This window comes from Mesorhizobium sp. P5_C1 (assembly GCF_054049815.1).
Map to the genome: position 1 here is coordinate 1 of NZ_JBFULQ010000170.1, position 10,871 is coordinate 10,871.

General features: G+C 64.3%; 12 protein-coding genes. 3 read left to right on the forward strand and 9 right to left on the reverse strand.

The window, feature by feature from the left end; genetic code table 11:
- From gspD to gspG, 3 genes are all read left to right on the forward strand, one after another.
- Nucleotides 1-1,757: type II secretion system secretin GspD (gene gspD / locus ACXJ7R_RS15445; protein ID WP_457152587.1), on the forward strand; the 1,757-nt coding region annotated here is incomplete at its 5' end.
- Nucleotides 1,758-1,759: 2 nt separating this feature from the next.
- Nucleotides 1,760-2,254, forward strand: coding sequence for a prepilin peptidase (locus tag ACXJ7R_RS15450; RefSeq protein WP_457152588.1), 495 nt, complete (start codon nucleotides 1,760-1,762; stop codon nucleotides 2,252-2,254).
- A complete protein-coding gene (gene gspG, locus ACXJ7R_RS15455; RefSeq protein ID WP_457152589.1) occupies nucleotides 2,254-2,784 on the forward strand; it encodes a type II secretion system major pseudopilin GspG in 531 nt (176 codons plus the stop codon). The genes ACXJ7R_RS15450 and gspG overlap by 1 nt, the downstream gene beginning before the upstream one ends.
- A 13-nt stretch (nucleotides 2,785-2,797) precedes the next feature.
- Here the strand turns inward: gspG and ACXJ7R_RS15460 are convergent, their stop codons facing one another.
- The 9 genes from ACXJ7R_RS15460 to ACXJ7R_RS15500 all read right to left on the reverse strand — a co-directional run bounded on the left by ACXJ7R_RS15460 (nucleotide 2,798) and on the right by ACXJ7R_RS15500 (nucleotide 10,370).
- Nucleotides 2,798-3,385: a hypothetical protein gene (locus ACXJ7R_RS15460; RefSeq protein WP_457152590.1), complete on the reverse strand. Its 588-nt coding sequence runs from the start codon at nucleotides 3,383-3,385 to the stop codon at nucleotides 2,798-2,800.
- A gap of 131 nt (nucleotides 3,386-3,516) precedes the next feature.
- Nucleotides 3,517-3,873 carry a PulJ/GspJ family protein gene (locus ACXJ7R_RS15465; RefSeq protein ID WP_457152591.1) on the reverse strand — a complete coding sequence of 119 codons (357 nt, stop codon included), beginning with the start codon at nucleotides 3,871-3,873 and terminating at the stop codon, nucleotides 3,517-3,519.
- Nucleotides 3,870-4,343, reverse strand: coding sequence for a GspH/FimT family pseudopilin (locus tag ACXJ7R_RS15470; RefSeq protein WP_457152592.1), 474 nt, complete (start codon nucleotides 4,341-4,343; stop codon nucleotides 3,870-3,872). The genes ACXJ7R_RS15465 and ACXJ7R_RS15470 overlap by 4 nt, the downstream gene beginning before the upstream one ends.
- Complete coding sequence (locus ACXJ7R_RS15475; protein ID WP_457152593.1) at nucleotides 4,340-5,557, reverse strand: type II secretion system F family protein; 1,218 nt, start codon at nucleotides 5,555-5,557, stop codon at nucleotides 4,340-4,342. Before ACXJ7R_RS15475 ends, ACXJ7R_RS15470 begins: the two co-directional genes overlap by 4 nt.
- On the reverse strand, nucleotides 5,557-7,224 hold the full coding sequence (locus ACXJ7R_RS15480; protein WP_457152594.1) for a GspE/PulE family protein: 1,668 nt from the start codon (nucleotides 7,222-7,224) through the stop codon (nucleotides 5,557-5,559). The genes ACXJ7R_RS15475 and ACXJ7R_RS15480 overlap by 1 nt, the downstream gene beginning before the upstream one ends.
- A complete protein-coding gene (locus tag ACXJ7R_RS15485) occupies nucleotides 7,221-8,132 on the reverse strand; it encodes a hypothetical protein (protein ID WP_457152595.1) in 912 nt (303 codons plus the stop codon). The genes ACXJ7R_RS15480 and ACXJ7R_RS15485 overlap by 4 nt, the downstream gene beginning before the upstream one ends.
- On the reverse strand, nucleotides 8,129-8,722 hold the full coding sequence (locus ACXJ7R_RS15490; protein ID WP_457152596.1) for a hypothetical protein: 594 nt from the start codon (nucleotides 8,720-8,722) through the stop codon (nucleotides 8,129-8,131). Before ACXJ7R_RS15490 ends, ACXJ7R_RS15485 begins: the two co-directional genes overlap by 4 nt.
- The gene (gene gspM / locus ACXJ7R_RS15495) at nucleotides 8,719-9,318 is read right to left on the reverse strand and encodes a type II secretion system protein GspM (protein ID WP_457152597.1); all 600 of its coding nucleotides are present in this window, start codon (nucleotides 9,316-9,318) and stop codon (nucleotides 8,719-8,721) included. The genes ACXJ7R_RS15490 and gspM overlap by 4 nt, the downstream gene beginning before the upstream one ends.
- Nucleotides 9,319-9,320: 2 nt before the next feature.
- On the reverse strand, nucleotides 9,321-10,370 hold the full coding sequence (locus ACXJ7R_RS15500) for a PilN domain-containing protein (protein WP_457152598.1): 1,050 nt from the start codon (nucleotides 10,368-10,370) through the stop codon (nucleotides 9,321-9,323).
- Nucleotides 10,371-10,871 lie beyond the last annotated feature (501 nt).

Consider the following 10,871-nt stretch of genomic DNA (forward strand, 5'->3'; position numbering starts at 1 on the left):
TGCAAGGCACGGTGACGCTGCAGACATCGCAGCCGGTGTCGAAGGATGCGCTGGTCGACATCCTGCAATCGGCGCTTGCGGTGAATGGCGCCGGCATCACCAACCGCGCCGGCACCTACCAGGTTGTGCCGCTTTCCGAAATCATGTCCAGCACGCCGCCGGTCAGCGTGCCGTCGACGTCACCGTCCGGCCCCGGCGTCAAGGTGCAGGTGCTGCAGCTGCAATTCATCGCGGCCGATGAGATGAAGACCATTCTGGAACCGATCACCCGCCAGGGCTCGGTGCTGCGGGTCGATTCCACCCGCAACCTGATCACCGTCGCCGGCAATGACAGCGACCTCAATGCCATTCGCGAAGCGGTTTCRGTGTTCGACGTCGACTGGATGCGCGGCATGTCGGTCGCGTTGCATCCGCTGAAGACCTCCAAACCGGAAGCGGTTGCCGCCGAACTCGATTCGATCTTCGGCACCAAGGATGGGCCGGGCGCCAAGCTCATCCAGTTCATCCCCAACGACAGGCTGAATTCGGTGCTGGTGATCACCTCGCGCCCGGCCTATCTCGCCCGTGCGGCGAGCTGGATCAACAAGCTCGACAGGCTGGCCGAGACCAATGAAAGCCAGCTTTTCGTCTACCAGATCCAGAACCGTCCAGCCAAGGAACTGGCCGCTGTGCTGAGCTCCGTTCTTGGCACCACCGTCAAGACCGAAGGAGACTCGGGCGGCTCGAACGTGTCGCCCGACCAGACCCCGATCGCCATGCAATCGGATGGCGTCACGCCGGTGCCGTTGACCGGGCCGTCGCCTTCGCTGCCCCCGCAGGACGGACAGCCGCCCGCCCACGCCACGGTCGTCGCCGATATCGAAAACAATGCGCTGCTGATCCAGACCACGGCGCGYGATTACGAACGCATCGAGCAGATCCTGGCCAAAGTCGACGTTCTGCCGACGCAAGTCATGCTGGAAGCCGTCATCGCCGAAGTCACGCTCAACGACGAGCTGAAATACGGCCTGCGCTGGTTCTTCGAGAATGGCGGCATGAAGATCTCGCTGTCCGACGTGGCGAAGGGAGCCGCCGCGGCGGCACTGCCGGGCTTCAACTGGAGCTACGCAACCGACAACATCCAGGTGACGCTGAACGCGCTCTCCAGCATCACCGACGTCAATGTCATCTCGGCGCCAACCATCATGGCCCTGAACAACCAGAAAGCGATCTTGCAGGTCGGCGACCAGGTACCGATCGCCACAAGACAGGTGGTGGACCAGTCGTTCGGCAGCGCGCCGGTCGTCTCGGTCGAGATGAAGGACACCGGCGTCATCCTGACGGTGACGCCTCGCATCAACAATGCCGGCAGGGTCATGCTCGACATCGAGCAGGAGGTCAGCAATGTGACGAAGACGACGAGCTCCGGCATCGATTCACCGACCATCCAGCAGCGCAAGATCCAGACCCGCGTTCTGGTCAATGACGGCGAGAGCCTGGCGCTGGGCGGCCTCATCCAGTCGCGCAACAATGTCGACCGCACGCAGGTGCCGATCCTCGGCGATATCCCGATTATCGGCAACGCATTCAAGCAGAAGACGGACAGTATCGGACGCACCGAACTGATCATCTTCATCCGGCCGCATGTTGTCCGCGACATCAACGAAGCCCGCGAAGTGACGGACGAATTCCGCGGCAAGATCAGCCTGCAGACGCCGATCCAGAAGCGGCGCGGCGGCACCAAGCTGCAACAGGATCTGAAGAGGCTGGCGTATTGACGATGGCCACGCACCCATCTCTCGTGCTGGCTGCCACGGTCGCCCTGGCGGCGGTTCTGGCCGCGATTTCGATCGCCGATTTCCGCAGGCAGATCATCCCGGACGGGCTCAACCTGGCTCTGGCCGCCCTCGGCCTTGGCTATCAGATGGCGGCGGAGGCGGACGGCCTGCCGCTGCGGCTCCTGTTTGCAGCCATGACTTTTGCCGTTGCCTGGCTGATACGGCGCGGTCATTTCCTGATGACCGGCAAGATCGGTCTCGGCCTCGGCGACGTCAAGATGCTGGCCGCCGCCGCATGCTGGATCAGCCCGCTGCTGTTGCCGGTGCTGTTGTYCATCGCCAGCGCCAGCGCTCTGCTGTTCGTCGGCGGGCACGTGCTTGCGACAGGGCCCGCAGCGGCGCGGGCTCGTGTTGCCTTCGGTCCGTTTATCGCCATCGGCCTCGGCTGCAGCTGGGCGCTGGAGCAATTTGCAGGTTTGAACATGGGACTGCTCTGATGATCACTCAGCGCTTCACTCAACTTTCCGAAAAATCCGGCCGCGCCAGAAAATCTGTCGGCGCCAGAAAATCTGTCGGCGCCAGAAAATCTGTCGGCGCCAGAAAATCTGTCGGTGAAAGCGACCACCGCGAGGGCGGCTTCACCCTGGTCGAGCTCCTGGTCGTGCTCGCCATCATCGCGTTGATCGCGACACTGGCCGCGCCGCAGGTCCTGCGCTATCTCGGCTCGGCCAGGACCAACGCCGCCAAGGCGCAAATTCGCAACATCGAAAGCGCGCTCGAGCTCTACTATGTCGACAACGCGAAATACCCGACCGCGGAGGAGGGGCTCTCGGCCCTGGTCGCCGCGCCTGCCGGCGAAGCGCGCTGGAACGGACCCTATCTCAAGGGAACAACCGGCCTGAAGGATCCGTGGGGGAGGCCTTATTCCTACGAAGTGAAGGCCGATGCGAGCGGCGTGGTCATCCGCAGCCTGGGCAAGGACGGCAAGCCGGACGGAACCGGCGAAGACCAGGACGTCAGCAACTGATAGGGCCTGGGAGTCACTTCGTGCGCGGCATCACCTGGGCATTTGCCAGGTCGAGTCGTGCAAAACCTCTCGCTGAATAGGCCGCACCATCCCGCAGAACCGAGATGGTGAACCGCACGGCGGCGGGCAGGCGCCGTGGTACGGTCCAGCTCGGCGACCACGACGAGGCCGACGCCGCACCGTCGAGATACTCGAATTTCATGGCGCTCACGCCGCCGATCAACCGCACCGGTTCGCCCGGTGTCGATGTGCCGGATTCGCTGCCGCGCCGTGTTTTCTGGACAATGGCCAGCGCGCCTCCGGCCTGGCCAAGCGAAACAGCAATTTCGCGCAGCGCGGAGGATTTGAAACCGATTGCCTGAACGGCGCTGAATTCGATCCGGGCACCGTTGCCGTTGAGATAAAGCACCATGTCCGGCGACGACTTGTACAGGGGCAACGGCTCTGCATGGCTGATGGCCGTTTCCAGAAACCGCGATGCGGCATCGACCTCCATTTGGAATTCAGTTGCCTTTTCGATGCGCATCATCGTTCGGGCCTGGCCGAGGAAGACCATCATCAGCGACGTGATCACGCCGATCAGGGCCAGCCCGACCAGCACGTCGATGAGCGCAAACCCCTCGACCGATGCCGATTGTCCCGGCGGCGATTTGCGGCCAGGCCGACGGGTGCCTGGACGTTCGCGCAGCCTGCCGGCTCGGACCTTGGAAAGAGCGCGGAAAAACGGGCCGCTCATGGGATGGCCGGATCCCGCACGGGCACGAAGGTCAGAAACGGCCCGCCTGGAAACGCACCGCCGCTGCTCTCGATGACAACAGCGGTTACCCTTGCCTTCGACACGTCTATCGTGCGGGTCTTCAGGGTCCAGCCGGATTGAGCCGTGTGGATTTGGGCTTCGTAGTCGGCCAGCATCACACGCACGGTCCTGGCCGCTTCGGCCTGGCGCTTGGCCACGGCGATGCTGCGGCTCGCCAGTACGATCGACTGGCTGGCGATACCAAGCACAAATGCCAGGATGGTCATGGCGACGATCATCTCGAGGATCGAAAATCCGTCTTCGGGGGAGGCCTGCGATGAAGACCCGGTCATGGCAGCGCGCGCCAGGTTGGAAGCCCGGTCAGCCAGTTGACCGCGATGCGCGCGGTTCGCCCTTTTTGCTGCAGCGAGATATCCATGCCGGAAGCGCTGCCGTCGGGAAGGAAGGTGAGGACCGTCTGTCGGTCGCCGATGACGGTCTGCTGGCCGGTGACCACGGTCATTTTGACATCGTCCGGCAGGGCGACGATGTCTCGTTCGCCAAAACGGATGATGCGGGTGCCGAGATCGACAACGACCTGCTTCGGCCTGGCGGTGGCGATTGCCGATGTGCGTGACAGGCGCAGCCGCATGGTGATTTCGCCGGCCATCGTCTCCAGATTCTTGGTGCGATAGTTGCTGACGAGCCCCGGCGCGGCGATCGACGCGACGAGGGCCATGATCGCCAGCACGACCAGCATTTCGACCAGGGTAAATCCAGCCGTTGCGTCCGTCGATGCGCTGGCTTCCGGCGCGGCCGTCATTGCAGCGCCAGATCGTTGATGCTGAGGATCGTGGTCATCACCGAAATGACCAGGCTGCCGACGAGAAAACCGAGCGAAATCGTCAGCGCAGGCGTCAACAGCTTCAGCACCGTGTCGATCCGCCGCGACAGCGTCAGCTGAAGCATTTTCGCGGCGCGATCCAGCACCACCGGAAGCGCATTCGCCTCTTCGCCGAGCGAGACCAGCGACATCGTCGCGTTGTCGAAAATTCCCGCCTTGACGATCGCGCCATGCAGGCGGGCGCCATTGGCGACGGTTTCTTCGATCGAGGCAAAGCTTGCCGCCAGTGAACTCTGCCTGGAAACGTTGGCGGCCAGCCCAAGCGCCTCGGTCATCGCCACGCCATTGCCGAGCAGCAGCGCAAGCGTTTCCAGGTAGCGCGCGACCACGGCATCCCTGACCAGCGCGCCGATCAACGGTACCTTCAACAGCCAATGCGAGAACTGTTTTCTGGCGCCTGTGGACCGGGACAGGAAAAGATAGGAAAGCAGGCCCAGCACCGCCGCCAGCGGGAAGACGAAGGGATAGTCCCTGAACACCGTGCCGAGCGCCGAAAGCACGGTCATGGTGAACGGCTTGGGGGCGGATGAGCCTTCGAAGATCGGTTCCAGCGCCGGCACCAGCACCGTCGCCAGAATGACCAGTGCGCCGCTCATGACCAATAGCAGGAAAGCCGGATAGGCCAGGGCCTCGACGATCGCCGCACGGCGCTTGGCCGTTGCCTCGAACGTATCGGCCAGCCGCTGGCATATATAGGCCATCTTGCCGCTGCGCTCGCCGCTGGCGAGCAAGGCGGCAACGTCGGAGGTGATCCCCGGCAGGCCGGCAAATGCTTCGGCGATCGGCCGGCCGCCTGTCGTGAGATCGAGCACCGATTGCAGCTGTTGCCGCCGTTGGCGGTTGGCCTCGCCCGAGATAACCGCGTTCAAGGCACGGTCGACGGTGAAGCCGGCGTTCAGAAGCACCGAAAGCTCGGAGAACAGCCGGCTGAGATCGACCCTGCGGGTGAATGTCAGCGCGCTGCGCCCCGGCAGGCGAAGCTGCTGCCTTTCGCCGTTCACCGGGGCAAGATGGTAGGAGCGGCGGCCCTGCTGCGCCAGTTTGCGGGCGGCATCCTGCTTGGTCGATGCATCGAGGACGCCGGTCTCGGTGCTGCCGTCGACGAGATAGGCGCGATAGGCAAAGGCCGGCATCAGTCACCTCCTGCGAGATCGATGACGCGCCGGACTTCGTCCATCGTGGTGACCTGCGATCGGGCAAGTGCGGTTGCGTGGACCGACATCGGCACGAGGTCGTCTTCGGCCGCGATTTTCCCGATCTCCATTTCGCCGGCACCCTGGTCGATAAGTTCGGCGATGCGCGGCGACACCTGCAGCATTTCGTAGGTCACCGTGCGCCCGCTGTAGCCGGAGCCGTTGCAGGTGCGGCAGGCCGGACCGGTTTGGTCGGCGCCATGGCAGGTCGGGCAGATACGTCGCAACAGCCTCTGTGCGATGACGCCTCTGATCGTCGCGCCGAGCAGATAGCCGTCGATGCCCATATCGCGAAGGCGCGTGAGTGCGCCCGCGGCACTGTTGGTGTGGAGTGTCGAAAACACCAGATGGCCGGTCAGAGCCGCCTGGACCGCGACTTGCGCCGTCTCGCGATCGCGAATTTCACCGAGCAGGATGATATCGGGGTCCTGCCGCAGGATCGAACGCAGGGCAGCGGCAAAGTCGAGGTCGATCGCCGGATTGACCTGCAACTGCGTGATGCCGGCCATCCGGTATTCGACCGGGTCCTCGACCGTGAAAATCTTGACGTCCGGCCGCGAACGTTCCGCGAGGATGGAATAGAGCGTCGTCGTCTTGCCGCTGCCGGTCGGCCCGGTGATCAGCACGATGCCGTTGGCGGCTTGCGACATGGTGCGGATTTTCGCTTGCGCGGCGACGTCGAACCCCAGCTTCTCCAACTTCAATTCGACGCCCGCGCGGTCGAGAATTCGAAGCACGATGGCTTCGCCGTGGATGGAGGGAATGACCGAGACGCGCAGGTCGACGTCGCGGCCGCGCACGGCAATGCGCATGCGTCCGTCCTGCGGCAGACGCCGTTCGGCAATGTTGAGCCGCGACAGGATCTTGATGCGGGTGGAGATGCCGGACAGCATCGCGATCGATGCGGTGTCGACGGTGGACAGCATGCCGTCATGCCTGAAGCGGATGCGGACGTGATCCTCGAGCGGCTCGATGTGGATGTCGGTGGCTCTCGCATCGACCGCCTTGTGGATGGTCTCGGCGACGAAGCGAACGATCGGCGCCTCGCGGGCAAAGTCCTTCAACCGTTCGAGGTCGTCGGGGCCGAAATCCAGGGTTTCGCCACCGTTGCCGCCGTTTGAAACCGCCGCGATGGCCGATTGCTCGATGCGGTCGATGCTTTCTGCAATCATGCGCCTGGGCAATATGCGCAGTGCCAGCGTCCGCTCATAGTGAAAGGCGAGCGCGTCGATGGTTGCCGACGAGAACGGATCGGCCACGGCGACGACCAGCCGTTCGGCGTCCATCTGCAACGGCAGGATCGCATTTTCACGCAGATAGGCCAGCGGCACGCCTGCCAGCATTTCGGGGCTGACCTGTTCGGGAATCTCGACCGGCGTCGGTGCGTTCAGGTAGCGGCTGAGGCTGTTGGCAAGGTCCTGCTCGCCGATCAGGCCGAGTTCGGTCATCACCGTATCGAACGGGTGTCCAGATGTTCGCGATGCCCCCAATGCGCGCTGGGCGGCGTGCGCGGTCAGCACCTTCTCGCCCTCGAGAAAGGCAAGGAACGCCTCGATCCCCTGGGTCTGGCCCCGGGTCTGGCCAACGGGCGGCGAAGACGCGTTCATGAGCTCCACCCGCGCAGGATCTGCGCTGCCTCGGCGCCGAAAAGCACCTCGCAGCCGGCTGCGCCGACGACTGGCGGCAGTGCGGAGGCTGCAGGGACCGGGCTTCGGGCAACGCGCTGGAATGCCGTCGGGCTGAGCGGGGACCTCTCGATGATGAACCCGGCTTCGGCCGTGATCCCGGATCCGTCCCGCCTCACGACCACGTCGACCGTGTAAGCCGATGCGTCGGCCGGCGCTTCAGTGACCGATGCACCGCTGGCACCGGCAAGCGCAGCGCGAAGACGGTTCGGCGCGCGATCGGCGCTGATCGTGCCGCGCTTCGAGTTGACCGTGAAAACAGCGTGGAGGGTCTGCAAGGGCAACGACGCAAGGGCCGAAAACTCCTGCAGTTCGGACACCGATTCGAACGGCGCCCGCTTGTCTTGCGGCGGCCCGACAGGGCTTCTGGGCTGGCCAGCGAACAGCGTGACATTGTCACGAAACCGGATCGCGGCCTTGGCCAAGGCTTGCGCCATCTCCCGCTGGAAGCCGAGCGATGCGAAACCAAGTGCCAGCAACTGGTCGTCCGCGGTATTGAGATCGATCAGCCCGTCATGATCCTGGACGCGGACATCGAAGCTGAAGCCTCCCTCCCGGCACGCTGCGGGTGTGGAATCCAGCGGCAATGTTTTCGCCCCCGAGCCGCCGACCAATTCGCTCGCAACCACATTGCCCAGGCCTTCGGCAAGCAGCGACAGGCGCTCCTGCTCGACCTCGTTGTTGGCGATCATCAGCCGCGTTTTTGCCGTCACGGCAAAGGGGACGACGATGGCCGAGACGATCAGCATGAACACCAGCACGGCGACCAGCGAAAAGCCGCTGCTCGCGCTTTCGCCCCCTGCGTTCGGGCTTTCGTGGCGGTCGCTCATAGTTGCGGTTCGTTCGGCGCTGGCAGCGGGACATCCGGGGCCGCTGGCGGGGCATTTGGGGGTGGTTGCGGGGCGTTCCTCCATGGCGGATAGAGCGGGACCCGCGCCACCTTGCCATTGCGCTCCAGCACGGCCTGATCCTTGTCGATCGCCGACACCGTCCAGCCGTCGACGGTCTCGCCGCTGCCGTACCAGATCGCGGTTTCGCTGCCGGCGACGCGCATCAGGGCCTTCGCCCCCCCACCGTGAATGCTGATGCCCAGAAGCGCAGGCGCGGCGGCGGGCGCGGCCTCGGGCGGTGGCGGCGTCTGTTCGACGGCGGCCGCGACGACCGCAACCGGCGGCGGCCCAGCCGGTGGGGCGACGAATTTCCGGCGCATCGGCGTGAACAGCGGCCGCTCGAACGTCTCGCTGAAATTGCCGGCCTCGGGAAACTGCAGCGCTCCCGCCGCCGAGGCCAGGCCGCCGTCATGCCCCTTGCCGGAAGCGACCGGCGAGATGTCGACCGGCGTGTCGTAGAGGACGACATTGACCAGGACGAGGCCCGCGATCATGGCCGCAATCGCCAGCCCGGCGAATTTCCGGGTCATGGCTTGACCCCGCCCGGCGCCGGCGCCACCGGCGTTTGCAGCGGGCCGTAAAACAGGATTTCGGCAAAGATCTCAGGGTCGCCGGTGCGCCCGGCGACCGGCCCGACGTCGGTCGTGCGCAGAGTGGCCTCGCGAATGAACAGCACCGGAAGCGATGTTTCGATGGCGAGAACGGCGTTGTGAATGCCCTCCAGCGGTCCCGAAAGGTTGGCCCGCAGCCCGATGAAATCGACGCCCGCTTCGCTCAGCACCGGCGCATTGCCGGCCGACAGCACGTTGACCCCGTTGGCGGTGGCAATCGCGTTCAGCCGGGTCTGCAGCCCGCCGCGAATGATCGCCTCGCTTTCGCCGGTGAGAAACTCGGGATTTGCCGCGGCCACGGGGCTGGCGGCGCTGTCGAGGCGCTTGGCCAGCGCCGCCACGCTCTGCAACTGGCCGAGAAGCTCGCGCTTTTCCTCGATCCGGGCTTGCGCCGAGGCGACGCTGTCGAGCCCCGCGAACATCGCCCAGGCCAGGACACAGGCCGTCACCGCCGCAAGGGCGAGCGCAATCAGGCGGCGGACCAGCGGGCTGGTGTTGAGGATCGCGGAGAGCATGGTCAGAGCGCTCCGATCTTTGCCGAAATGGTGAAGTGTTCGCCGTCCTGGCCAGGAACCCTGACCACCGGCGAGGCGAATTCGGGCGCCGAAAACAGCGGCGAATCGTCGATCGGCTTGATCAGTTCGGCGGCGGAAGCGGAAAAGCCAGTGATGGTCAGGTCGTCGCCCTTGGCCGAAAGATCGGTCAGCCAGGCCGAGTCGGGAAGCAGGTGTGTCAGTTCGGCCCAGACGCGCACCAGCGACGCGGTCGTCTTCTTTTCCGTGCGGATCCTTTCAATTTGCTCGATGCCGGTCTGGCGCTTCTGCAGCGCGGTGCGGGCCGCCTTGGCCAGCAGCTGTGCATCGGCGATCTCTGTGTCCAGTTCCGCGCCGGCCTGCCAGGTACGCCAATGCGCATGTCCGAAGGTGACCAGCGATGCCGCAGCCAGCATCGAACAGGCCGTCACCCAGGCGGTCCTGGCGCGCCGGTCGCGCGCGGTCGGTGGCCAGATGGCGGCGAGGCTGAGCGGATCGGCCCGCAGCGTGCCCTCCGGTTGCGACAGCGACAGGCAGCGGATCGACCCGCCGGCCCGGCGGACCGTGTCAAGGACCGCGGCAAGCGTCTTCGCCTTGACCACATGGTAGAAGCAGTCCTGCCCGACCTGACTGGCGAAGACGACATGCACTTGCGCCGGGTCGATCGGCGTCGAGGCCAGAAGGTCGAGCTCGGCCATGTCGCGCGCCTGGCGAAGCGGCAGCCGCCGCGCCGCCAGTTGCCGGGTCAGGAACAACCCGGGCTGGATCCGGATATCGAAGCTCGGCCGCCTGCGCCGGGGCCCGCCCTGGAGAAGTGCCAAGATCTCGTCCGAGGACGCTGCGAGCGCCAACGGGATCGATTGGAACTCCGGCGCATTGGCCTCGCGGGCGCGGATGCCGTCATCCGCCAGGCTGATGATCCAGTCGCTTGTCGAAGATTGCTTTTGTCCGCGCGCGACCCGCGACCAGACACCTCGCAGCTCGTCGAGCCACCAGTCGAAAAAATCAAGAACCTGCGCGTTGAGTGTCGCCACGACCAGCCGCCCGCCACCCCGGCTGATTCTCAGCCAGGATTTTCAGGCTGAGACTACTACAATTGCTGGCGTGATGCGGATATTCGCGAAGACGGGGAAGGGCGGTTGGCCACAGGTTTGTTGGATAGCGGTGCCCAAGCGCAACGCTATGGTACCTCGAAAACACCTTGGCGCGCCCGTTACCGCGCTGGGTCACGTGATGCGGCAGTCCGGGAATGACGATGCGGGCAAGGCGAGCCATGGGGGCAATCTACACACAAACGATGGTCGAGCGRACATGCAAAAAGTGCACTGTCACCGTAATTCGCACTGTCACCGTAATTTCTTCGTTATTCAATTCCAAGAAAGGACTTTGCAGTTAGCATGACAAATGCACGATCAAGAACTCCAGATTCTATAGATGAAATCAAACTATCTGCGTCATTTATATTTTCAAGAAAGGGGATAATCAATGTAGAAACGATATTTGATATGTTAGCAGATCTTTCATCGTCCTTTAGT

Excerpts from the sequence above, each read along its gene's own strand:
- ACXJ7R_RS15485 (WP_457152595.1), bottom strand. The coding sequence starts at position 8,132 with ATGAGCGACCGCCACGAAAGCCCGAACGCAGGGGGCGAAAGCGCGAGC.
- ACXJ7R_RS15465 (WP_457152591.1), bottom strand. The coding sequence starts at position 3,873 with ATGACCGGGTCTTCATCGCAGGCCTCCCCCGAAGACGGATTTTCGATC.
- ACXJ7R_RS15475 (WP_457152593.1), bottom strand. The coding sequence starts at position 5,557 with ATGCCGGCCTTTGCCTATCGCGCCTATCTCGTCGACGGCAGCACCGAG.
- ACXJ7R_RS15470 (WP_457152592.1), bottom strand. The coding sequence starts at position 4,343 with ATGACGGCCGCGCCGGAAGCCAGCGCATCGACGGACGCAACGGCTGGA.
- ACXJ7R_RS15490 (WP_457152596.1), bottom strand. The coding sequence starts at position 8,722 with ATGACCCGGAAATTCGCCGGGCTGGCGATTGCGGCCATGATCGCGGGC.
- gspM (WP_457152597.1), bottom strand. The coding sequence starts at position 9,318 with ATGCTCTCCGCGATCCTCAACACCAGCCCGCTGGTCCGCCGCCTGATT.
- gspG (WP_457152589.1), top strand. The coding sequence starts at position 2,254 with ATGATCACTCAGCGCTTCACTCAACTTTCCGAAAAATCCGGCCGCGCC.
- ACXJ7R_RS15480 (WP_457152594.1), bottom strand. The coding sequence starts at position 7,224 with ATGAACGCGTCTTCGCCGCCCGTTGGCCAGACCCGGGGCCAGACCCAG.